Raw genomic sequence first — 25,178 nt, forward strand, 5'->3', positions numbered from 1 at the left:
AAATTAGCCAAGCAAAACCTGTTGCAGCTGCAGATAGTTATCTACCGTTGCAACCGGATTAAGCTCATTTAATTGCTGTGCGTTGTGCACCCCCATGGTTACACCAATTCTATCCATGCCAGCAGCTTTTGCCATTGTCATGTCTATTTGAGTATCACCAATCATTACGGCATCTTGAGCGCTTATGCCAAGTTCTTCAAGTAATTGATACAGCATATCCGCAGACGGTTTAGACAGTGCGTCATCGCTTGTACGTGTTGCACTAAAAAAATGTCTAAGTTGGCTTTGATCAAGCAAGCGCTCTAATCCATCTCGACCTTTACCTGTGGCAACAGCTAAAACAATGCCTTGCTTTTTTAAAACAGTTAAAACGCTGACAACATTAGCAAATACAGGAGTTGGCGTGGTATCAACACTATATTGGTGTTTATACCCTTTAATTAGCGCTTGATGCTGCGCGGTATCATCAGGAAATAAAACATCAATTGCTTTTTCAAGCGACATACCAATAATATTTTTAATTGCTAAATCACTTGGTGACACTAAATTAAGTGACTCAGCACTACTACGAATACAGTTAACTATTTTAGTGACTGAATCCATAACGGTGCCATCCCAATCAAAAATGACAAGCTTATATTTTTTAATTGGCGTCACTGCAATCATTGTTTTGCGTCTCGTAATTTTAGTAATGTATTTTTAAGCGTTTTATCAAGGGGCGCTTCAATACGCATCGTTGTTTCGTTTTTAGGATGATAAAAACTTAAATCGTGTGCATGTAAAAATAATCGGTTTAAGCCAACTTTACGCATAGATTCATCAAACCCTTGATCGCCGTATTTATCATCACACGCTATTGGATGACCTTTACACTGCGTATGCACACGAATTTGGTGTGTACGACCTGTAACAGGCGACGCTTGTACAAGCGAGCAATCATTAAAACGTTCAAGTACTTTAAAACGCGTATGCGAAGGCTTGCCCTCAGTGTTATCTACACGTACTACGCGTTCACCCGATTTAAGCGTATTTTTACGCAGCCCTTCGGTTACATTTTTAGTTTTAGAGTCCCACTGCCCTTCAACTAGCGCCCAATAATTTTTTCCATTGTTTTTTCACGAAGCTGTTCATGCAATGCTGTTAACACCGAACGACGTTTTGCTATAAGTAAACAACCCGATGTATCACGGTCAAGCCTGTGAACTAGCTCAAGACTGCGCTCCTCTGGGCGAAGCGCGCGCAAAGCTTCAATTAAACCATAACTTAAACCACTGCCACCATGAACAGCCATGCCTGAAGGTTTATTTATAACGATAAGGTATTTATCTTCAAATAAGATATCGTTTTCAAGGCGAGTTACTTTATCTAGTTTTGATGGTACAAACTCTTCACGCTCAGCAACCCTGATAGGTGCAATACGAAGCACATCGTCAAGCTGTAGTTTATATACAGGCTTAATACGCTTTTTATTAACGCGTACCTCACCTTTGCGCAAAAGTTTATAAATAGCGCTTTTAGGCACCCCTTTTAAATGGGTAATAAGAAAGTTATCAATACGCTGACCTAAATGGTCTTCATTGATCGTGACATAAGTTACTTGTAAGTCGTTTTTTTCTGACATTGCCTAATCACTAATTTAAGTAAAATAATTTAGTTGCTAACACTGTAATAATAGTGGGATAATCAGCAGCGCAAATATTTAGTATTTGCAAATAACAACGGTGCTTTTTAACACATTAAAACATTCGTGATGCACATTCTGGGTAGCCGATCATACAGATCCGAGTTAAGTTTTCCAAAGCTTTTATACATACCTAGTCAACACGTGCGATCAATTAACGGCAATGCGCGTAATATATTGCTGGTTAAGTTTGAACATGAAGTGGTTTTTAATGCGATTGAGAAAGCAATGAACAGATAATTTGTCTGATAGTGACGACGTAAAAACACGTCGTTCAGCATTTGCTCAATTATTGTAGTACCGTACAGCAGCTTATTTAGAACTAAAAAAATCTAATAAATAAGCGTTCATTAACATTGGTAGCAACTTTTGCTCTTAAAATGGATATTAGTGATACATAAATATGTATTACTCACCAACTTAATGAGCCCTACGCACCTAATATGAATGACATTTAGTAAGATTGATATGACAGGCCAACTTCTGGGTAAAACATGTAAACGTAGCTGAAAAGCCGACTGTTTTAACACCATTTAGAATTTAATAACGGTAATACACGTTATTGTTTGCCAGCATTTAAAATACTGCGTACGAAAATACAGAGCCGTTCCGTTAAAGACCCAGTCGTGAGGCTGCACATTCTAAAAATAGGAACAACTGAACAGGCGATAAAAACATCGTCATGTCAGCGACATAAATAAGTAGAGTAACAATATGAAACGTATGCTAATCAATGCAACGCAGCAAGAAGAAATGCGCGTAGCACTGGTTGATGGCCAGCGCCTATATGATTTAGATATAGAAAGCCCAGGTCACGAACAGAAAAAAGCCAATATTTATAAAGGCAAAATAACTCGCATTGAACCATCTCTTGAAGCAGCATTTGTTGAATACGGTGCTGATCGCCATGGTTTCCTCCCTTTAAAAGAAATAGCCCGTACTTACTTCCCTGCAGGTTACACTTTTCATGGTCGTCCGAATATTCGCGACGTAATCAAAGAAGGTCAAGAAGTAATAGTACAAGTTGATAAAGAAGAACGAGGCCAAAAAGGCGCAGCGTTAACTACTTTTATCAGCGTTGCTGGTAGTTACTTAGTTCTAATGCCTAACAATCCTCGTGCCGGTGGCATTTCTCGCCGTATTGAAGGTGATGAGCGCACTGAACTTAAAGAAGCACTAGGTCGTTTAGAATTACCTAAAGGTATGGGCTTAATTGTTCGTACTGCTGGTGTTGGTAAGTCATTTGAAGAACTTAACTACGATTTAAAAGCATTATTAGTACACTGGGAGGCTATTGGCCAAGCAGCCGACAGTGCTAAAGCTCCTTTTTTAATACACCAAGAAAGTAACGTAATATTTCGCGCCATTCGCGATTATTTACGTCGCGACATTGGTGAGATATTAATTGATAAACCACGTGTTTTTGAAGAAGCTAAAGCGCACATTGAGCGTTTTCGTCCTGATTTCATGAGCCGCGTTAAGCTTTACCAAGGCGATACGCCATTATTTACACATTATCAAATTGAAAGCCAAATCGAGTCAGCGTTTCAGCGTGAAGTGCGTCTTCCGTCTGGTGGTTCAATAGTTATTGACCCTACTGAAGCATTAACATCTATCGATATTAACTCGTCTAAAGCAACAAAAGGCGGTGATATTGAGGAAACAGCACTAAATACTAACTTAGAAGCTGCTGATGAAATTGCACGTCAGTTACGTCTTCGTGACCTAGGTGGTTTGATTGTAATCGACTTTATCGATATGACCCCTCCACGTCATCAACGTGAAGTAGAAAATCGCTTAAAAGATGCTGCTCGCCCAGATCGTGCTCGTGTTCAAATTGGCAAAATCTCACGCTTTGGTTTACTTGAAATGTCGCGTCAGCGCTTGCGTCCTTCATTAGGTGAAGCAAGCCAAGGCCCATGCCCTCGCTGTAGCGGACAAGGGACTATTCGTTCTAACGAATCAATCGCACTTTCTATTCTTCGCTTAATTGAAGAAGAAGCAATAAAAGACAATACGACACAAGTAAATGCACAAGTGCCTGTTGCTGTTGCCGCTTATTTGTTAAATGAGCAACGACGTAGTGTTCATCGTATTGAAAAACATCATAAATGTGATGTAGTGATTATTCCTAATCAACATATGGAAACACCACATTACGAAGTTATGCGTTTACGTAAAGACGAAACACTTGAAACGGTAAGTTACGGACAAGTTATTGCGCCTGAGCCTGAAGTATTTGAGATGTCTAAATCTCCAAGTACTCCAGTACGTGAAGAACCAATGCTAAAAGGTGTAGTAATGCCTTCTACACCAGCTCCACAAGCAGCGCCTGCACAAACAGCTAAGCCAGTGACCAATGAGACTAAAGCTAATGGTGGCTTATTTACAGCAATCACTAAGTGGTTTAAGTCGTTATTTGCTACTGAAACGGTAGAAGAGAAAAAAGAAGCCGCTGAAAAGCAGCAAGAAGAAGCACGTAATAACCGCAGAGGTAACGATAACCGCCGTCGAAATAACAATCAACGTCGTCGAAATAATCCTCGCACTAAGCCTCGTGCTGAACGCAGCAATACTGATCAAGATGAAGCTAAAACTGATTCACCAGTAACTAACGAGAACCAGGAAAGAAACGAAAATCGCAACAAGCGCCGTCGTAATCCTAACTCTCGTAAGCGCCCAGAGCATAAAAACCAAGAAAAAGATCAAGTTAAAACTGAAGCCCCTGCAAAGGCGGAAGTAGAAACTGACTCTAAACCAGCACAAGCTGCAGAGCCTAAAGAGCAGAAGCCTAAAGTTCGCCGTCAACGACGTAATTTACGTAAAAAAGTACGTTTACAAGACGAAAATGCTGAACAAGCAAAAACAGTAGATAAAATAACAGAACAAACTGTGGTAAGTGATGAAAAACCACAAGTTAAAGAGCAAGTTACGCCTACTGTAGAAAAGCAAACGCAAGCTCCAGCAGAAAAAACAGCGCATATTAAAGAAGAGAAAGTTGACGTTGTTGATTCTAACGATGAAACATCTGCATCTGATGAAGAACAAGAGCAAACACGTACACGTTCACGCCGCTCTCCTCGTCATCTTCGTGCATCTGGTCAACGTCGCCGCCGACCAGAAGGTGAAGGTTCTGAAAACAAATCAGACGAAACACCTGCATTTGTACCAGTAGCAGATCAAGCTGCAGCTGAGTATGAAGCTGAACTTAAAGCTAAATCGCAAGAAACCGCTGTTGATGCTTCTGAAAAAGTTGAACAAGCACTTGCTGTAGAAGACTTGGCTAAAGTTGAAGCGGTTAAAGAATCAGCTGAAGTTGAAGCCCCTGTAGTGACTGAGCAACCAGCTAAAGTTGAAGCGCCTGTAGTGACTGAGCAACCCGCTAAAGTTGAAGCACCTGCAGTGACTGAGCAACCCGCTAAAGTTGAAGCACCTGCAGTGACTGAGCAACCCGCTAAAGTTGAAGCACCTGCAGTGACTGAGCAACCAGCTAAAGTTGAAGCGCCTGTAGTGACTGAGCAACCAGCTAAAGTTGAAGCACCTGTAGTGACTGAGCAACCCGCTAAAGTTGAAGCGCCTGTAGTGACTGAGCAACCAGCTAAAGTTGAAGCGCCTGTAGTGACTGAGCAACCAGCTAAAGTTGAAGCGCCTGTAGTGACTGAGCAACCAGCTAAAGTTGAAGCACCTGTAGTGACTGAGCAACCAGCTAAAGTTGAAGCACCTGTAGTGACTGAGCAACCAGCTAAAGTTGAAGCACCTGTAGTGACTGAGCAACCAGCTAAAGTTGAAGCACCTGTAGTGACTGAGCAACCAGCTAAAGTTGAAAAATCAGTACAGCATGTTAAAACCGTCGTTTCGCAAGGATCTGCAAGTGCGCCAATGGCACAACCTACTCCTGTAGCTGATAGCGAAGTAAAACATATCTCTGTTGCAATGGCTCACGACAAACGTGAACTAGTACCCGACAGTGGCTTACGTGCAGGCTCAATCAAACCTGCTGGTCGTGCAAGCTCTGCAATGACTAAAACAATGAGTGCTGATTAGTAACTAACGCTCATTAAAAAGCCCCGCTATTTACTCAATAGCGGGGCTTTTTTGCTTTAAGTGCTATGTAAAGCGCTTCTAACGTGATCAAGCCCTACAAGTAAACACCAAACGTTAAATCCATAAACTGTATGCTGGCGTTTAAAAATAACGTTTTTATCAAAATTGTTAACTAGCAGTACCTTTTTAATGCATTGCAATACATTAAAACTCACCTCACCTCTTTTAATTCACCATTTAAAGCTTTGAGAAGCTGCGCTTCTAACGTGAGCAAGCTCTACGTCTACAGGTAAACACCAAACGTTAAATCCATAACCTGTAGACGCACAGCTTGCTGGCGTTTAAAAACGACGTTTTTACCAAAATTGTTAACTAGCAGTACCTTTTTAATGCATTGCAATACATTAAAACTCACCTCACCTTTTTTAATTCACTATTTAAAGCTTTAAGAAGCTACGCTTCTAACGTGAGCAAGCTCTACGTCTACAGATAAGCACCAAACGTTAAATCCATAACCTGTATGCTGGCGTTTAAAAATAACGTTTTTACCAAAATTATTAACTAGCAGTACCTTTTTAATGCATTGCAATACATTAAAACTCACCTCACCTTTTTTAATTCACTATTTAAAGCTTTAGGAAACTACGCTACTAACGTGAGAATGATCTGCATCTACATTTTAACTATTAGGGCGTGTTGATCTTTGTGGATTGAAATTTGTTCAATCTAGGAGCGATTAAATCGCAGCGCGAGGTTTGTTCGGTAACTGCTCCTGCGTTACCCTAGTGGCTTACATCCATGTAAGAATAAGTAAAAACCGAGCAACGAAGAGTTGATCGTTCCTAGAAGGAACCCAAAGGACAGCGCATGTTTGGTATTTATGCTGCGTTATCGCCTATTTATGGGGAATACACTACATAGGCTCTGCCTTGCCTAAAAACCAAACAGTCTGCTGTAAATTCACCCTCCAAAGATCAACACGCCCTAGGTTTAAAATTAAGTTTTCTCACAAAAAAACGCGGTCTACTTGCCGCGTTTTCAATAAAGCTAAAACATTATTTATGTAACGTTTATTCTTGCTCTTGTTCCATAAAACGTTGTAACTGATCTTTTAAATTTGGCGGAATACCTTTAATCACTAAGGTATCAGTCGCTTCATTATAAGTAACGCGCTCACCTAAATGTTTACGCTCAAAACTTACACTTACGCCACCACCTAGACCTGAAAACTTAACCATACTGGTTACCGTTTTTTTATCTACAGGGAAGGTTTCTTCTAAGTCATAGCTTTGTTCTTTACAAAAACTGTCGAACGGGCTGTCATCGCCTTTAGTGAGCGTTGCTGAAAGCTCGCTTACGCTGGCATCTTCGCCTGTAGTTACGCAATCATTACAGTAATCAAATACTTGTTTACGTAAGTCGTCTTTTTCTGATTTATCAAACTGTTGCTCTGATAAATAATCCTCTACTGCGCTAAGCATTACTTGGCTTTGCTGTTTTGAATCAATACCCTCTTCACAACCTAAAAAGTCTAAGAAAAAGTCAGCAACTTTACGTCCAGCTCGTCCTTTGATAAATGAAATATAACGGTTGTCGTCAGCTTGTGTATCCCACGCTGTTAAATCGATACGAGCAGCAAGTTGCATGCGTGATATGTCTAAATGACGAGAAGCGGCTAAATCAAGCTCTGAAGTCATTGAATAATGTTCTTTGATGTTAATCATCGCAATTAACATGTAATCAGTTGCAACATACTGATAATGACAAAATACTAAATAACCTGTTTCACTAAAAGCATACTTATCGAGCTCTTCTTTTAAGACTGTTGAAGCTTGCTCTGTCATATGCCAAAAGCCCAACTCATCATTACGGTAACTTTGCATTGCTGATGCTACAATACTGTTTTTGTCTCCACTGAAAGCACAATAACCTTTACCAGGTTTACCGTTGTACGCATGATGTAACTGCTCAATGAACACGGCCACTTTATCGTTGATGATCATTTCATCATTTCGAAGGTGAATTTGCGTATCGTCGTCTTTTTTGTCTACATAATGAACGACTAATTTTTTAACGTCTGTTGTCATCTTTGTTTTTCACGCCTCTAGTGTTAAAATACGGGAATATAACTATTTTATTGAACCAACTGATGCCAATCTTATCAAAATACTCTAATGAAGAAGTAGAACAAATCGTCGATCAGCTTATTGATGTGCTAACTAAACATAATGCACCGGTTGATTTAAGCCTTATGTGTTTAGGAAATTCTATCACGCATATCTTAAAAGAGCATGTACCAACAGGGAAAAGACAAGCCGTAACTGAGAACTTTGCAAAAGCATTGTCACAGTCGGTTAAATAAACTCTATGAACTTATCGCAGCACAATCAGTTTTCATCAAAAGCGAGTCAGTTATTAAGCTGGGGGCATTGGTTCACCTTTGCCAACATCGGCTTAGCGCTATTTATTAGCTTAAGCTATTTATTTGCCGATTCGCCACCAACTAGCTTTATGGGCATAACTTATATGCTAGTGACATGGCTTAGCCACACTAGTTTTATTGCCTTTTTAGCATTTGTGCTGACGGTATTTCCGCTTAGTTTGATTTTCCCTATCCTAGGCACATTCGTGGAATGGCTGCTGTAATTGCTACGTTTGGCGCATCACTGCTTACTCTTGATGCTTATGTGTATGTTAATTTGGGCTATCATTTAAGCACTTCCGCTTTGCCTGAAATCATCTCACTACTGTGGCATCGATTAACAAGTTCGCCTGCTTTAACAACTCTTTTTGCCGGCGGTATTGTTCTGCTAATCTTAGGTTTTCAACTCGTTGCCAGTAATCTTACATGGCGGCATTTAGCGCGTCTAAAACAGTTTAAATTTGCACGTTACGCAAGCTCATTTTTAGTTATATGTTTTGCGCTTAGCCACAGCATTCATATTTGGGCAGATGCTAACTTAAAATTTGATGTAACAAAGCAAGATAATGTTTTACCACTTTCATACCCTACAACAGCTAAAAGTTTGTTAGCTAAAAATGATTTACTAGATATCGAAACATATAAACAAGCTCATAGCGTTAAAATTAATAACCAAAATATTAACTACCAAATACCAACTCCTCTTGAGAAATGTGAAGATTACACTCAGGCTAATATCGACATTTTTGTTTTTGAAACCGACCAACAATTAGCCGACTTTATTTCAGAAAATAAAGGTCTACATAAAACAGAGCAATTTTTACAGCCAACTAATCATAGCGACATGCTATTTAGTTTGGTATACGGTTTACCTGCCTTTTATAAAGTTGCGATAATTGAAGAGCACACTCTTCCCGCATGGCAGAGCCAACGTCGCAGTATTGAAGTAAGTGGTATTGACGAGCTGAGTTTTATTAATGACCAAGCTCACACTAACAGTGCGATTAGAGTTATTAGCGGTTCAAAAGTTGTATCCCCACGCGATAACGCAACGCAAATATTTGCTTTTAGCTTAGTAAATGATACTCAAGAAGTGGTAAGTACATCAACCTTATACAGCTCAGATAAAAGAATCTCAAAAATTGAAGGCTTAATTCAACCAAGTGATTTAATTGCGACTAGTGTCGGTCAGTACTTAAATTGTAAAGCGATTGCCAAACAAACAATGTTAGGTGTTAACTTATACAAGAAAAAAGACAATATGGGTGTTAATTACTCCCAAGGTGTAGTCATAGCATACAAAAAAGATAGGATCACATTAATAGACTCTGATGGGAATTTTAAAAACATCTCTGCCGCTGAAGGGTTCTCTATTGAGCAAGGTTTAGATATTCCATTTTTAGTACAAAGCATAAAGAAGTTAAAAACTTTCACTCAATAACTGTAATCCTGACCTAGCTTGCTATAACGTCAAGCTAGGTTATAGTTTTTATTTTGGAACTGCGTTTTTAGCAACGCAAAATAAATTCATGGATGCCCTGCTATGATTAAACTTGTTAGTTACTTATTTTATTCACTTTGCATCTTTATCTGCTTTTATAATAACGCCACGACTTACTACAAATGCGTGACAGAAAAAGAGACTGTTTTTTCTCAGTTTCCTTGCGATCATCGCGCAACTACATACAAAGTAAATACCACAAACATACTGCAAAATGGCCCTGAAGTTGATTATAGAAAACAACTAAACGATCTTGAGCGAGAAAGGCTTTTGGCTGGGTTACAAGCTGAACTTCGCAGTAACAACCATAAATTAACGATACTCGATCGTGAAAAAGAGCGAGCTGAATACAAGCAACAACAGCGCCTTAACCATATTTTAGCCGACGATGAGAAAAATAGAATAACTAAAGATATTACCAAGAACATTAAACGAATTAATAAAGAATATAAAAAAGAAGTATCTGCTATTGCTAAAAAAATTAAAGAACTAGAAAAAAATATTAATATACAAATAAAACGCTCATAAAGCATTATGAGCGTGTTCGTAATTTAGCTTGGTTTTAAACTTAAAATAACATACCCTTAACACAATAGAGTATAAACTCTAACGTATACTAAGGAATGCTTATGCAGCCACATCGTATTGCTGAACTAATTTTAACTGGCTTTAAAAAGCACTATAAGCTATTTCAAAAAACCACGGCAAAGGCTCCTCTCGCTTTTGCTAATAAAGATTGGCAAGCAATTAACGATATAAGCCGTTTACGTATTAGCTATTATGATGATCGTGTTAACGAAACGACACAATTTTTAAAAATAGAACATCCTACAGATACCCTTGATGAGTCTCTTTGGCTTGCAGTAAAAAAATATATCAACACTTTTTATGCTTTCACCCACAAGCAGAGCTTGCCGAAACATTCTATAACTCTGTATTTTGCCGTCTTTACCATAGACGTTACTTTCATAATGACTTTATATTTGTACAAGCCACATTAAAAGACGCGCCATCTGTACCGGTTGAATCCGAGTATAGAAGTTATTTCCCGGTAGTTGATGGTTTAAAGCCTACGATAAAACGTATTATTAATCACTTTGATTTTAAAGCCCCGTTTGTAGATTTAGAACGAGATATACGCTTGCTTGTTAAAGCATTTTACAAACAAGCCCCCGATACTCACCACCAACCTTGGCAAATGCGCTTTGATATATTACATACTGCATTTTATCGTAACAAAGCGGCGTATATTGTTGGCCGTGTAGTTTCTCAAAGCGGTGTGCAACCTTTTATTATTGCAGTACTACATCATAAAGATAAAGGCTTATACTTAGACGCCTTGCTCACTAAATCTTCACAAATGCGTGTTATTTTTGGCTTTGCGCGTGCTTATTTTATGGTGGAAACTCATGCACCTTCAGCGTTGGTAAGGTTTTTAAATCAGCTAATGCCAAACAAAACAATTGCAGAGCTATACAACGCGATCGGTTTTCATAAACAAGGTAAAACTGAATTTTACCGCGAATTTTTAAGTCATTTAACGCATTCAAGTGATGAGCTTACAATTGCACCTGGTACACCGGGCATGGTGATGATGGTATTTACCCTTCCCTCTTTTGGTTATGTCTTTAAAGTCATTAAAGATAAGTTTGGTGAAAGCAAACCATTTGGTCGCAACACCGTTTTAAAGCGCTATCAGCTCGTAAAGAGTCACGATCGCGTTGGGCGTATGGCTGACACTATAGAGTATTCTAATGTCGTATTTCCTTTGGCTCGTTTTGATAGTAATTTGCTTGAGCAATTACATAAAACAATTGGCTCCTCTATGATAATTGAAGGCGATTGGTTGATTATAAAACACCTTTACATTGAACGGCGCATGACACCACTAAATCTGTTTTTAGAAAACGCTGATGACGAAAGTGCAGCAGATGCAATAGAGGAGTACGGCCAAGCACTTAAAGAAATGATTGCCGTTAATATATTTCCTGGTGATATGCTATTAAAAAACTTTGGGGTAAGTAAGCATAAACGTATTATTTTTTATGATTACGATGAAGTTCAATATCTAACAGATATGAACTTTAGAGAATTACCTAAAGCTAAAAATTACGATGACTATTTAATGAGTGAACAAAGTTACTCTGTCGCTCCACAAGATGTTTTCCCGGAGCAGTTATGTACTTTTGTTACACCTAACCCAACTTATAAACAGTTTTTATTAAGTACACATCCCGAATTAGTTGATGTTAGTTTTTGGAAACAAGCACAGCAAAACATAAAAAATGGGCATGTGAGTCATATTTACCCATACCCGACAGCACAGCGCTTTATTCACCACTGGTAGGCGCTAAAGGACACACAATGAATATAAGTAAAATAGATTTAAATTTACTGGTTTACCTCGACACACTACTACGAGAATGCAACGTAACACGCGCTGCAAACCAGTTGAGTATTACACAACCTGCAATGAGTAATGGCCTTAAACGTCTTCGTAACCTATTTAACGATCCTATTTTAGTTCGTACCAGCGATGGTATGGTTCCAACTGAGCGTGCTTTGGAGTTACAACCTGTTATACGTGGCATATTAATGACTCTCGAAGAAACTCTAGCACCTAATCGAGAATTTGAGGCAAGCCAAAGTAAACGTGTGTTTAGGATTATGGCCAGCGATTACGCTGCAAGTACCCTAGCACCTAAACTGCTTAGTAAATTACATGACGAGGCACCCGACACCACATTAGATATACTTACCCCAAGTGATGTGACTTTTCATGATGTAGAAAATGGTAAAGTTGATATGGCTATCAATCGTTTTGAAAACTTACCACAATCTTTTCATCATAAGCGTATTTGGAAAGACAGTTTTTGCTGTTTAGTAAAAGCCGATAATCCAATAATTGAAAACTTTAGCCTTGATAGCTATTTAAAAGCACGCCATATTTGGGTAAGTAAAACAGGTTTTGGTGTTGGTGTAGGAATGGATCCAAAAGACGTGCAAAAGCTAGGGTGGGTTGACGAAGCCCTCGCTCACTTTGGTAAACATCGTAATATCGCTACATTTACGCGTAATTATCATGTAGCGATTCATTTAGCAAAAGAGAAAAACCTTATTGCCACTCTACCATCTAAAGCCGCTAATATTTATATCGACGATCCAGGACTTAAAATACTAGAACCTCCTTTTCCTATTCCTCCTTTTGAACTTGATATGATTTGGAGTCCACTGCTACACCGAGATGCGAGTCATATTTGGTTGCGCCAAAAAGTAGCTGAAGTTGCCGAGGAACTAAAGTAGCTTTATTACACAATACTTTGTAAAAATTGCTAGGCTAATAGAAAAAATTAACCTAGCAATTTAAAAATAAATAATAAAGCAATTAATATCAAATATTTATACATGAAAGGCATTATGGAATGACCTTTGCTTTAATTAAATCGAAGTTTATATTCATTTAATTAAAGAGGTCATTATGAACACCCATCAAGGATCAGAAGTAAATCATATTACAGACATCATTCAAGTAATGAACAGTGGCATCGACTTTTATGAAAAAGCCCTAGAAAAAATTGAAGACCCTGCAATTGGCGCTCTTTTTCAGCGCATGATCGATGCACGTAAAGTGAGTGTTGAGCGCTTGCAGCCCTATGCTATTAATGAAAAAGGTGAACGCGAAGATGGCTCTTCGTTCGCTATTGAAGCACGCCGTGCATACACTGAACTGCTCACAACATTTAGCTCACACAACGACAGCACCTATGTGAAGGAGCTAGAGGAAGTTGAGGATAAAACCCTTGAAGAAATTAAAGCCGCGATGGATAAACCACAACCTGCTGACTGTGAAGCTGCTTTGGCTAAAACACTATTAACAATGCAGAGTTGCCATGCAGAAATGAGTCGCATGAAAAACCATTAAACTTGATTTTGACGCCAAGCACCCAGCCATAGCGCTGGGTTTTTTATTGTCTTAAAGTATTAATTTATTTTATTTTACATATAACGACATAATTCATACAAATATTTAATATTATTAGAATATTTAATTAACTACATTTTATTTTAGCTGTGCTAGTTTTATTAATAGGATCCTGAAATCTTGCTGTGGCGCCGCAGCTTTAAATTATAAATAAGGTCCCAATATGAAAAAAACTAGCTCAACTGCAAAATAATGCTGATGTAGATATGACTCCAATGTTAGACATTGTATTTATACTACTCATTTTCTTTATTGTTACTACTTCATTTGTTAAACCTGTGGCCATTGAGTTAAATCGTCCGCTCGATAGCCCTCAAATAGATAAACCGGTTAAAAATGCTTTATTTAGTATAGATGAAAGTAATGGGGTTTATTTCTCAGGTAGGTTGATTGACTTAGAGCAAGTGTCGACTAACCTAGCAATGTTTGCTGCAAAATATGAAATAAGTTCAGTATTGATAAAAGCTGACGAAAACAGTAATCACAACACCCTAATGAACGTGATGAATAATATTAAAGAGTATGAAAACTACTCCATTTCTTTAATCTCGAAATAATACTAAGCGAATTAAATGTGGTCTATTTAACGATAAGAAAATCGTGTCGATAACCAGGTAAAAATTTCGTTGTTTAGTTGTTCCATATCAGAAATTTTTAACACAGTTAGCGACAGGTTTAAGCCCTCAAATTGATCAAGTATTATTGCGGATGGGTATTATACCAATCTGCTTATATATGGGTCTATTTAACGTTAAGAAAATTACGCTAGAACTAGGCAAAAATTTTTGTATTTAGTTGTTCTAAATAAAAAATTTTTAACGACGTTATAGTGCGAATTTAATTCGTTAAATTGATCAAAGATTTATGCAGGTTGGTATTAGATATAGGATAACTCCTTAAAGTAACAAAAAAGGGCCTTGCGGCCCTTCAACTTTAAATAACAATAGGAGAGTTATTTATTAAAAACGATATTCTGCGCCTATGTAGTAATAAGCACCATTAAAACCAAATGGAGCTGAACGGCGAGAGTATTCAAATACACCGGAGCTGCTTACTACAGTGTTACCGTTAGCATCAACGATTGTGCCTGAACGTGAGTTACCAATTTTGTTTTTGTCTGGGTAAACGTCAAACAGGTTATTAGCACCAATATTCACAGATAAATCTTCTGTTACGAAGTAATTAACTTTAACATCCGTTAAGATTTCTGCCGAATAAGTTTGGCTATCACCATCCTCTACGGTGTATTCACCAAAACGATTCAGTGATAAATTAACCGTCCAGTCATCACGTTGATAAAGCGCGCTTAAATTAATACGATCCTCTGGTTGCCACTCTTCGATGATTGAAATCTCTTGTTCCGAGAATACATCTTCAACCGGCACAGTTTCTAAACCAGAACCTGATGGCGTAAATAACGATACAACATCAGTTTCAGTAAAGTTAGCCGCAAGTGTAAAATCAAGCGTACCGCCTAAGCCTTCTGTATTCCATGTTGCAACAAAATCGATACCACGAGTTTCTGTATCTGCACCATTTAAGAAAAACTGACCAGCGCCTGCACCTGAGCTAACTAAGGCCGCATCTAAGCTTGAAGAAAGCCCTTTACCCAAACGGTTACTAATAACAATACGGTCGTCAATATCAATTGAGTAGTAATCAACTGTTAAGTTGATGTTATCTGTCACGTTGTAAACGATACCTAAACTACGGTTTTGAGATTTCTCTTCTTTCAGTTTTGGAATACCTAAACTTTGTGCAAGTGTTGAGTCATTTCTAAATGTCCCTACTTCCTCAGCAACTAATGTACCATTAGGGCCTGTCACGAACTGCGTACTAATATTGTTAAAGTATAGTTGTTGCATAGATGGCGCTCTAAAGCCTGAACTTAATGCACCACGTAATGAAATATCATCTGTAACCGACCAGTTACCCGCTAGTTTAAAGTTAACAGTATCACCAAAACCTTTGTAGTTATCGTAGCGAAGTGCGCCAGATATAATAACATCTTCAATAAAGTAGGCTTCTGCATCCATATAAAATGAAATAACATCGCGTGACTCGTCAACCGACGATGCTGGAGATGAACCACCAAAACCTTGTGTGCCACCAGATGCATCTTCACTGCCTACACCACCACTTAACCCATCGTAAATACTTACGCCATTGTTTGTATCATAATCTCGGTATGCATATTCATTACCTTCTAGGATACGGTATTCGTCAGTACGAATCTCAGCACCCATTGCTAAAGAATAATCATCAAAGTTTTGTGTGAAATCAAGATTGATTGTTTGCAGAGAGAGCTCCATGCCATAAGCGTATGCTTCACGTGGAATAGTTGTACGAATATCAGCTGCACTTAAGCCTTGGTCGTAACGTAAAAAATTAGCGTATGAAGCATTAATTGTGTCACTTGTCGTGTAATCAATGCTGTTTTCGCCGTAAGTGTAGGATAAGTCTAAGCTAGCATCGTTATCAAATTGTGTCTTATAACCAAAGTTATATGAAATATCATCGATCGTTGTGTTGATTTTTGGTAAAAAACCTAGCGGAATCGTCGCATCATTATCTTGTAATACTGGGTTGCCACCCGCATTTGCATTGTGACGGAAAAATGCAGCTGATTCGTTATCACGCGTTGAATAAGTAATAAAGCCATAAAGCTCGCCATCGCCTAACTCATAACCTGTATTAATTGTTAAACCAAACTGTTGAGAGTCGGCATCACCAATTCTAAATGTATCTCTGTCTGCGGTCACTTCTCGTGGATCGCCAGCCAGTAAAGTACCGTCACTTAATTCTGTACAACCGTAAAATTGGCATGAACCATGTAAACCAGCACGGTTAGTAGGTGAACGGTCGCGATAGTTAATTGTTGCATTTAAATAACCGTCATCGCCTAGTGCAAAACCTTTGTTAAAATCGACGTTAACTGTTTCGCCATCACCTTCTGAATATTGACCATAATTGATAGCCGCTTTACCGCCTTCACTACCATCTTTAAGTACAATATTAATTACACCGGCAATTGCATCAGAACCATACTGAGCCGCAGCGCCATCACGCAGAACTTCAATACGTTTAATAGCTGACGCAGGTATTGCATTCATGTCAGTACCCGCAGTACCACGTCCTACTGATGTATTAATATGAATAATACTTGCTTGGTGGCGACGTTTACCATTGATCAACACTAACGTTTGATCTGGACCTAAACCACGAAGCGTGGCAGGTCTTAATGCATCGGTACCATCACTAATCGACGAGCTTGAAAAGTTAAATGAAGGGGCAATAGACTGTAACATACGGCCAACTTCTGTTTGGCCCGTATTTTCAAGCGCTTCTGCACTTAGAATATCTACTGGAACGGGTAAATCTTCAACTGAACGTCCCGCTACACGGCTACCGACAATAGCAATTTTTTCAATTTTTTCTTGAGCAACTTCTTCTGCTGCATTCACACCTTGCGAATTTGCCGCAAGTAACGCTGGTAATATAGCTGCACTGACCGCTGAAAGCTTCATCATGTTGTTATCATTCCTGTTGATTTGTTTGAGTTTTATACTCAGTAATCCATTTTGATCAACAACCGCATCGAGCTCAGTTCCACCTAGTAATGCCTGTAAAGCATCAAATTGGGTATAAAATCCATATACCGAATTTGCATCATACTGCTTAGCTAACTCATAAGAAAACACCACGGTTTGCTCTGTTTGCTTAGCAAATTCAATTAAGGCTTTGTCTGCTCGCTGCGCTTTTATATCAAATTGCACCATTTGCCCAGTGGTTTGCGTCGCGGCTTGTACACTGATGCTAAAAATAGCGGGGACAAGCACACTTAAACCACCCAATAAATACGTATGGTTACTGCGCAACTTATATAAACAGCTGACAAACAAAAATCCTCTATGGTTTTGTTTCTTTTTTTAATCTTTTTTTACGTGATATCTTTATAGGTGCAACTTTATCTAACATTAGCTTGATTTGCATAGCTGCTACTTATGATTCTGTATGGCGTTTAAGACTAACTACATGCTCGCCTAAGCGTTCATGATCAATCGAAAAATTAGTTTGTAAGCTCTCAAGTAAGCCAGCTACATCGCCGGCTTTAAATACACCAGCCACTTTAATACTAGCAAGTTCAGCTGACGACAATTCAAAACGCGTTGCGGTATAACGGCTTACTTCATTTAAAGCATCGCTTAATTGTTCACCATTGAAAATTAACATACCATTTTGCCATGCTAAATCGCGCTGAACATCGCCCGCAGAAAGTTGCGTTATCGGCTTTGTTATACTTTGCTCAATAATCGCTTTCTCGCCCGAAGTAACAATATTTGCATTAATTTTGCGAATTTTTTGCGTACTATTATCAGCAAGTTGATATGCTTTAAAATCATTAGCATCTACAGCAACACTTGGGTCGGTAATCATCACTTTACCTTCGGTAACCACAAGTTCTAAATCTGATGAAGTATTGCGTTGCACATTAAATACCGTGCCTAACGCGGTAAAGCTTTTATCACCAGCCATAACACTGAACGGACGCGTCGTATCTTTAGCCACATTAAATCGCCCTTCTCCACGACTGAGTAATAGCTGCCTGCGCCCTTTGCTGTAAGCAACTTCAAGTAAACTATTGGTATTTAACTGAACAATCGTTCCATCGGGTAAAACATAAGTAGCTTGCTCACCTACTTTCGTTTTATAAATTTTAGTATAATTAACTTTAGCAAGTTCTTGGTTATAACCATTTTCTAAATTGATCAGTAAATAGCTACACACCATTAATGCTGCAAATAAACTGGCTGCAATCGAGTAAGAAAACATCCATCTATTTTTAGACTGTTTGCTACTACGGTGCGGGAATAAATGACTTAATTCGTTTAAAACAGATATTTCATCCCAAAGCTGAGCAAGTTCATATACAGCATCTTGATGAGCAGTGCTTTGCATCATCCACAATTTAAATTGCTCTTTTTCGTCAGCACTTAAGCCGCGATCTATTGCACTTATCCAATTACAGGCTTTTTCGAGAATTAAATCTTTTGAGGTAAATTGATGTACGTTGCTCATTTTGAAACCCTCTCTAGGGGTAACGATTGCACTGACATAATACTTGCATCAGGAAGTTCGTGGGTTTTGTCATGCTCTCGCATATACAACATAGTCTGTAGTAATCCTTTGGCAATGTGCTTTTCAACCGTACTTTGACTTAATTGCATCTCGCTCGCTATCTCTTTTTGGCTCATGCCGTATACTTTTTTTAATATAAAACATTTACGAATTGATACACTTAATTGCTCTGTGGCTTTACAAAAAGTAAAAAGCGCTCTTTAGATGTGTATTCATCTTCTAGCTGCATTGATTTAAGTAATACAGGCAACTCACTGTCTTGCTCAAGGGATTCGTTAAATTTATTATCCCATTTAGCAATATGATTAAGTGCTAAATGCTTTGCTGTTTTAAGCATATAACTGCGAGTAAATTGAATATCTTGCTTTAAGTCGGCTTCATAGCTTTTTACAAATGTTTCTTGCACAATGTCTTCTACGTCATCGGGCTGAACTATTCGAGAGACAAAGCGCTTAAGTTGACTTGAAATATCAACAAATGTTGACGTAAACGTTATTTTTTTCGTCATCCTTAACTAGCACCTGTTGTTATTTTTAGTACCTTTAGATTACGAGTTTTGAGCATAAAAACAAGCAAAATGTTAACTTTGGGTTATTTATATGTATTGTTTTTAAAAAGGAAAGTTTATGAGTAAACTTTTAGACTATATACGATTAAGTTTTTTTGCGTGTGGTTTACTTTTAGGTGTGCAAATTCCTGCATTTGTGAGTGATTTTGGGCAAGCTATAAATGCGCAGTTAATTGAAGCTAACAACGCAATTAAGCCATTTAAGAATGACGCAGCGCAATACTTTAATAATGACTTAGATAAACTCATTAAACATTATCAACATTTAGATGATGACATTATTAATAAAGGTGCAAACAATATTAATGTGTTAAATAAACGCCAGCAAGCTTTACAAGCAGCTGTTAATGCGTTTTCTGAATCTCCCTACTTATTTACCATAACCAGTAATTTAAGCGATATAAAACAGCAAGTATGGCAACGCTTTGAAGGTCAAATCATTTTAAAAAAGACTCTATTATAGCCGCCATTGTTGCAGCCATAATAGTAGCCTTGCTTGCAGAGCTTACTGGTTATTTGTTTTTAACTGGAGTAAAACGCTCATTTAAACGTTTACTCGCAGCTCAAAAATAGTGATTTCATAAAATCATAAAATACGTCCGTTTTACGGGTAGTTAAACTGTTTTGCGGACGTAAAAACCAAACTGGTGCATCATCTTGTGCCATTACGCCTGGCATAACTTCAACCAAAATACCGTTTTTAAGATCTTCATTAATCGCTATTTTTGACTTAATAGCAATACCATGACCTGCAATAGCAGCTTGTGTCATATTATCGGAGTTTGAAATAGTAAAACGAGTTTTAGCATTAAAGGTATGGATTTTTTTGTGTTCGTCAAAAGCTTTAACTGGCGTTGCCACGGCAGGCAAACCCAATAATGTTCACTCAATTGCGTTAAATTTTCAGGCATGCCGTACTTTTCTATATAGCTAGGGGCTGCACACAGTATGCGACTATTGTTTACGATTTTACGAGAAAGTAATCCTGAGTCATTTAATTTTCCCACCCTAATTGCAACATCTTGAGCGTCATCAACCACATTTACAAAATGATCCGTTATTAAAAAATCAAGCTTTAGTTCAGGGTAAGCTTGCTCAAACTCATTGAGTTTAGGCATTACGTATTTTGAAAAAACCCATGGGGGCATTGTCACTCTTAGTAAGCCACTTACCGATGAGCTACGCGCACCAATACTATGCTCAGCATCGCGTAAAGCTTCTATTATGGCGCCAACTCGGGTGTAAAATATTTCTCCAGCGGGAGATAACCGTACTCGTCTACTATCTCTAAAAACAAGCACTGTAGCAAGCTCTCGTTCTAGTTTACTTAAGCGATGGCTCACTGTTGCAGGCGATAAACGCTGCTCACGGGCAGCAGCAAGTACTCCCTTATTTTCAACTACAGCTATAAATGTTTCTAGGTCGCTTAAATTATACATAAAGATGCCATTGTGCACTTTTCAATGTTTAACATTTTCGAATGAAGCTTTCAGTTTTGCAATGTTTATTTAAATAACTGGAACACTATAATTGTAGATAGTTTAATTATTGAGGTTCAATCATGAGTTTAAAAGCGCAAATAGATGCCTATAACGTACAAAAAGAGGCCAAGTTACCAGCTGACGTTTTAGCATTAATGAACACTACAAACGAAGAGCTTATTGCACAGCATATTAAAGATAATGCGTTGCAAATTGGTCAAAAAGTAGAAAATTTTAGCCTAGCCAATCATAAAGGCGAAAACGTTGAGCTTGCGGATTTATTAAAAAAAGGCCCAGTAATTATTAGCTTTTATCGTGGTGGCTGGTGCCCATATTGTAATTTAGAGCTAAAAGCACTTAACGACTACTTACCACAATTTAAAACTCAAAGTGCTCAGTTAGTCGCAATATCACCACAACTACCTGATGAGACTCTCTCAACTGCACAAAAAAACAACCTTGAATTTGACGTGCTTTGCGATGTGAGCAATAAAGTAGCTGAGCAATTTGGTTTATTATTTACACTTGATGAGCGTATCCAAGCGTTATATACACAATTTGGTATTGATTTTGAACACTACTACGGCGATAAAAGCTTTAAATTGCCGCTACCGGCTACCTATGTAATAAGCCAAGAAGGTGTTATTACATACGCATTTTTAAGCGAAGATTACACCCTACGCGCAGAACCTATTGATGTTATGGCAGCACTTGAATCGGAGAATAATTAATGTCTATTTTAAAATCGTTAAAAACACTCACTCTTTCACTACTTGTGGGCACAAGCCTTGTATCAGGTTATGCCGTAGCTGATGAACCAAAAGAACAAGCAAAACCTAAAGTGCTTATTTTTGATGTAAACGAAACCCTACTTGATTTAACGTCAATGCGCACCTCTATTGGTAAAGCATTAGGCGGACGTGAAGATTTACTACCACTGTGGTTTTCAACTATGCTGCACCATTCATTAGTAGATACTGTAAGCGGTAGTTATCATGACTTTGGGCAAATTGGGGTGGCGTCACTCCTCATGGTCGCTCAAAACAACAATATTGATATTACTAGTGAACAAGCTAAAACAGCTATTGTTACACCTCTTTTAACGCTTCCTCCACACAGCGATGTTAAAGAAGGACTGGCGAAACTCAAAGCACAGGGCTATAAATTAGTGAGCCTTACAAATTCTTCAAACAAAGGTGTAAAGGCACAGTTTGAAAGCGCTGGTTTAATATCTTACTTTGATGCACGTTACAGCATTGAAGATATTAAAATTTACAAACCAGACTTACGTGCGTATGAGTGGGTACTTAAAAAGTTAAATGTAGCTCCAAATGAAGCAATGATGGTAGCAGCCCATGGCTGGGATGTTGCTGGTGCTAAGGAAGCGGGTTTACAAACCACTTTTATAGCACGCCCGGGTAAAGCACTTTATCCATTAGCTAAAAAACCAGATCACGTTGTGAAAGATTTACATGAATTAGCCGCTCTACTTAAATAAGTATGCGCTGATGAATCAATACCCAAGCGGCCAATGTTAGGATGACATTGGCCGCTTTTTTATAACTCCTAGAGCGTGTTGAACTTTACGGTATTTATTCTCATAATCAGCATGTTAAAAAATTGAACGTAAACAAAGTATTTAGCCCGCTATGCGTTATTTTATCTGCTAGCAATTTAGTACTCACAACGCTACTATTAACTAAATACGTGGTGGAGAGTGTAATGAAAAGTCAAAGATTAGGTGAGTTTGAGCAATACTTTCAAATTGATGAAAGTATTAGAGTGAATCTATTAGCTGTGACAAATAAGCAAGTCCCTAAGTCACAACTTGAGCTTGAAGACGATATTCCTCCATTATTTAAATTAGCCAACGAAGTCAGTGAACTCGAACAAAGTTCTTTGCGTCCTCTGCGTAACTTAGGTGATATAGCACAAGAGTTAGCCGCTTTTTTACAAGCACAGTCGCGTAAAATAGATTTAATAATGAGCCATATTTTGGCCTCAGAACAAGCGCAAGATAACGCAATCCAATGTGACAGCTATGGCGGTGGCGGTATTCGCTTTACATCACCAGAAGTACACTCAATTGGCCAAGCATTTAGAACCAAACTGTTTTTACATCACGAAGCATCTGCTGTGTACTGTTATACTGAAGTTGTAGCAGTAGAGAAACAAGATAGTGAACATTACCAATACACCCTGCTTTTTACCGCAATTAGAACCACCGACCAAGAACTTATTGTTAGAGCGAGTTTACATGCTCAAACCCGCCAACTTAAAAAACGTCAAGAACTTGAACCAAACCAAGGCGACCTAAACAGTGATAATTAGCTGACATCTTTATGTAAAATGCTAAACTAGCGCCATCTTAATTAGTATATAAAATTCATGAACTTTAGACTTTTACCAGAATGGGCCGAGCAAGACGCTGTTATGCTTACATGGCCTCACAAAGACACCGATTGGGCCGACAACTTAGCGCGTGTAGAACCTGTATATATTGAACTTGCTAAACACATAACAACGCAGCAACAGCTTGTTATTGTGGCGCATAACAGTGCCTTAAAAGTGCATATTACAGCTTTACTAAATAGTGCTAACGTCTCTCTTAATCGTGTTCATTTTGTAGTAACGCCTACTAACGATACATGGGCGCGCGATCATGGTCCGCTTACTTGCGCCGCTATTGATTCAACAGAGCAATTAAAAGTATATGATTTTACTTTCAATGGTTGGGGCAATAAATTTGAAAGCGCATTGGACAATCAAATTAATCGTACTTTGGTAAAAGAGCTAAGTAGCACAAACAACCAATATCAAGCGCTCGATATGGTACTTGAAGGTGGCGGTATTGAAATAAACGAGCACGGTGTGTTGCTAACAACCAGTGAGTGTTTGCTTAATAAAAACCGTAACCCTGATTTAAACCCAAATGATATTGAAGCACTTTTAAAAGAGCGCTTAGGCGCGACCAGTTTTTTATGGGTTGAACATGGCTATTTAGCGGGCGATGACACCGACAGCCACATTGATACCTTAGTGCGCTTTGCACCAAATAATACCCTTGTATATGTGCAGTGTGACGATAAAACTGATGAGCACTTTAGCGCACTTGATGCGATGGAAAAACAACTAAAAACCTTTAAAACTGCCGATAACACCCCATATAACTTAATTGAGTTACCGTGGCCAAAAGCCGCTTATGACGATGAGCAAACACGCTTACCGGCTACCTACGCTAACTACTTAATTATTAATAATGCTGTGCTTGTGCCAACGTATAATGATGCCAATGATGAGCGTGCTCTTGCGCAAGTTCAAAAAGCATACCCACAACACACTATTATTGGCGTTAATTGCCAACCAATAATTGAACAATTTGGCAGCCTGCACTGTATTACAATGCAATTACCTCGTGGATTTTTAGCTGGAGCAGCACAATGACAAGCCCTGCAAAATTAACCGTTGCGTTAGTGCAACAAAGCAATACCGATAACGCTCAGGACAATATGGCAAAATCAATGAGTGCCATTCGTGAAGCAGCTCAAAAAGGTGCAAAACTGGTTGTACTTCAAGAGCTACACCGAAGCCTCTATTTTTGCCAAACCGAAAATGTTGACGTATTTGATTTAGCCGAAACCATTCCAGGCCCTAGCAGTAATGCCTTAGGTGAGCTTGCTAAAGAGCTAAGCATTGTTATTGTGGCCTCTTTATTTGAAAAACGCGCTACGGGCCTTTATCACAATACTGCGGTTGTATTAGAGCAAGACGGCAGCATTGCGGGTAAATACCGTAAAATGCATATTCCTGATGACCCAGGTTTTTACGAAAAATTTTACTTTACCCCAGGTGATATCGGTTTTGAGCCTATTCAAACATCGGTGGGTAAATTAGGCGTGCTAGTATGTTGGGATCAATGGTTTCCTGAAGCTGCACGTTTAATGGCAATGGCAGGCGCTGAGATATTAATTTACCCAACCGCTATCGGTTGGGATCCTAACGACGACATTGCTGAGCAAACTCGTCAAAAAGATGCGTGGGTTATTAGCCAGCGTGCTCATGCTGTTGCCAATGGTGTGCCGGTAATTAGTTGTAATCGCGTAGGCCATGAAAGTGACCCAAGCGGACAAAGCGATGGTATTTCGTTTTGGGGAAATTCGTTCATTGCAGGCCCACAAGGTGAACTATTAGCAGAGGCGAATAATACTGATGAGCAAATTTTAGTAGTAGAAATTGATCAAAAACGCTCAGAAAACGTAAGACGTATTTGGCCTTTCTTACGTGATAGACGAATTGATCACTATAAAGACCTAACAAAAATATACCGAGACTAAGTAAACTTAACTCAAGATGGCTCTTA

At 38.6% G+C, this 25,178-nt stretch carries 16 protein-coding genes and 5 pseudogenes; 14 read left to right on the forward strand and 7 right to left on the reverse strand.

Annotated elements, in window-relative coordinates:
• Positions 1-3: 3 nt before the first annotated feature.
• Both P4S65_RS15185 and rluC read right to left on the reverse strand, forming a co-directional pair.
• Complete coding sequence (locus P4S65_RS15185; RefSeq protein ID WP_337120519.1) at positions 4-666, reverse strand: HAD-IA family hydrolase; 663 nt, start codon at positions 664-666, stop codon at positions 4-6.
• Positions 663-1,621 (reverse strand): annotated as a pseudogene (gene rluC, locus P4S65_RS15190) (23S rRNA pseudouridine(955/2504/2580) synthase RluC). Before rluC ends, P4S65_RS15185 begins: the two are co-directional and overlap by 4 nt.
• Before the next feature lie 774 nt (positions 1,622-2,395).
• Between rluC and rne the strand changes: the two are divergent.
• Entirely contained in the window at positions 2,396-5,725 is a 3,330-nt protein-coding gene (gene rne / locus P4S65_RS15195; protein WP_337120520.1) for a ribonuclease E, read from the forward strand.
• A gap of 1,070 nt (positions 5,726-6,795) precedes the next feature.
• Here rne and yejK read toward each other — a convergent pair.
• Positions 6,796-7,812 carry a nucleoid-associated protein YejK gene (gene yejK, locus P4S65_RS15200; protein ID WP_007375275.1) on the reverse strand — a complete coding sequence of 339 codons (1,017 nt, stop codon included), beginning with the start codon at positions 7,810-7,812 and terminating at the stop codon, positions 6,796-6,798.
• 62 nt (positions 7,813-7,874) lie between these two features.
• Between yejK and P4S65_RS15205 the strand changes: the two genes are divergently transcribed.
• The 7 genes and pseudogenes from P4S65_RS15205 to P4S65_RS15235 all read left to right on the forward strand — a co-directional run bounded on the left by P4S65_RS15205 (position 7,875) and on the right by P4S65_RS15235 (position 14,187).
• Positions 7,875-8,087 (forward strand): DUF1414 domain-containing protein, encoded by a 213-nt coding sequence (locus tag P4S65_RS15205; protein WP_007375276.1) that lies wholly within the window; start codon positions 7,875-7,877, stop codon positions 8,085-8,087.
• A gap of 5 nt (positions 8,088-8,092) precedes the next feature.
• A pseudogene (locus P4S65_RS15210) lies at positions 8,093-9,588 on the forward strand (DUF3413 domain-containing protein).
• Between the two features lie 102 nt (positions 9,589-9,690).
• Positions 9,691-10,176 carry a DUF4124 domain-containing protein gene (locus P4S65_RS15215; RefSeq protein ID WP_337120521.1) on the forward strand — a complete coding sequence of 162 codons (486 nt, stop codon included), beginning with the start codon at positions 9,691-9,693 and terminating at the stop codon, positions 10,174-10,176.
• A 101-nt stretch (positions 10,177-10,277) separates the two neighbouring features.
• Positions 10,278-11,995: pseudogene (gene aceK / locus P4S65_RS15220) on the forward strand (bifunctional isocitrate dehydrogenase kinase/phosphatase).
• 17 nt (positions 11,996-12,012) lie between these two features.
• Positions 12,013-12,951, forward strand: coding sequence for a LysR family transcriptional regulator (locus P4S65_RS15225; RefSeq protein ID WP_337120522.1), 939 nt, complete (start codon positions 12,013-12,015; stop codon positions 12,949-12,951).
• Between the two features lie 175 nt (positions 12,952-13,126).
• On the forward strand, positions 13,127-13,570 hold the full coding sequence (locus tag P4S65_RS15230; protein ID WP_096793334.1) for a ferritin-like domain-containing protein: 444 nt from the start codon (positions 13,127-13,129) through the stop codon (positions 13,568-13,570).
• Positions 13,571-13,836: 266 nt separating this feature from the next.
• Positions 13,837-14,187 (forward strand): ExbD/TolR family protein, encoded by a 351-nt coding sequence (locus tag P4S65_RS15235; RefSeq protein WP_050482407.1) that lies wholly within the window; start codon positions 13,837-13,839, stop codon positions 14,185-14,187.
• A gap of 402 nt (positions 14,188-14,589) precedes the next feature.
• On the opposite strand, the gene P4S65_RS15240 is transcribed toward P4S65_RS15235, so the two are convergent.
• From P4S65_RS15240 to P4S65_RS15250, 3 genes and pseudogenes are all read right to left on the reverse strand, one after another.
• Positions 14,590-17,508, reverse strand: a complete 2,919-nt coding sequence (locus P4S65_RS15240) for a TonB-dependent receptor plug domain-containing protein (RefSeq protein ID WP_337120772.1) — start codon at positions 17,506-17,508, stop codon at positions 14,590-14,592.
• A gap of 124 nt (positions 17,509-17,632) precedes the next feature.
• On the reverse strand, positions 17,633-18,709 hold the full coding sequence (locus P4S65_RS15245; protein ID WP_007375284.1) for a FecR family protein: 1,077 nt from the start codon (positions 18,707-18,709) through the stop codon (positions 17,633-17,635).
• Positions 18,706-19,277, reverse strand: a pseudogene (locus P4S65_RS15250) (sigma-70 family RNA polymerase sigma factor). Before P4S65_RS15250 ends, P4S65_RS15245 begins: the two are co-directional and overlap by 4 nt.
• 118 nt (positions 19,278-19,395) lie before the next feature.
• Between P4S65_RS15250 and P4S65_RS15255 the strand changes: the two are divergent.
• Complete coding sequence (locus tag P4S65_RS15255) at positions 19,396-19,800, forward strand: DUF2937 family protein (RefSeq protein ID WP_337120523.1); 405 nt, start codon at positions 19,396-19,398, stop codon at positions 19,798-19,800.
• A gap of 89 nt (positions 19,801-19,889) precedes the next feature.
• On the opposite strand, the pseudogene P4S65_RS15260 reads toward P4S65_RS15255, so the two are convergent.
• Positions 19,890-20,776 (reverse strand): annotated as a pseudogene (locus tag P4S65_RS15260) (LysR family transcriptional regulator).
• 122 nt (positions 20,777-20,898) lie between these two features.
• Here P4S65_RS15260 and P4S65_RS15265 point away from each other — a divergent pair.
• The 5 genes from P4S65_RS15265 to P4S65_RS15285 all read left to right on the forward strand — a co-directional run bounded on the left by P4S65_RS15265 (position 20,899) and on the right by P4S65_RS15285 (position 25,152).
• Positions 20,899-21,549, forward strand: coding sequence for a peroxiredoxin-like family protein (locus P4S65_RS15265; RefSeq protein WP_337120524.1), 651 nt, complete (start codon positions 20,899-20,901; stop codon positions 21,547-21,549).
• Positions 21,549-22,316 (forward strand): haloacid dehalogenase type II, encoded by a 768-nt coding sequence (locus tag P4S65_RS15270; protein WP_033038438.1) that lies wholly within the window; start codon positions 21,549-21,551, stop codon positions 22,314-22,316. Before P4S65_RS15265 ends, P4S65_RS15270 begins: the two co-directional genes overlap by 1 nt.
• 224 nt (positions 22,317-22,540) lie before the next feature.
• Complete coding sequence (locus tag P4S65_RS15275; protein WP_149606366.1) at positions 22,541-23,149, forward strand: PilZ domain-containing protein; 609 nt, start codon at positions 22,541-22,543, stop codon at positions 23,147-23,149.
• 57 nt (positions 23,150-23,206) lie between these two features.
• Complete coding sequence (locus P4S65_RS15280; RefSeq protein WP_337120525.1) at positions 23,207-24,262, forward strand: agmatine deiminase family protein; 1,056 nt, start codon at positions 23,207-23,209, stop codon at positions 24,260-24,262.
• Positions 24,259-25,152, forward strand: a complete 894-nt coding sequence (locus P4S65_RS15285; protein WP_337120526.1) for a carbon-nitrogen hydrolase — start codon at positions 24,259-24,261, stop codon at positions 25,150-25,152. Before P4S65_RS15280 ends, P4S65_RS15285 begins: the two co-directional genes overlap by 4 nt.
• Positions 25,153-25,178: the final 26 nt, after the last annotated feature.

The sequence above is a fragment of the Pseudoalteromonas sp. B131b genome, from assembly GCF_037162545.1.
Classification (GTDB): domain Bacteria; phylum Pseudomonadota; class Gammaproteobacteria; order Enterobacterales; family Alteromonadaceae; genus Pseudoalteromonas; species Pseudoalteromonas fuliginea.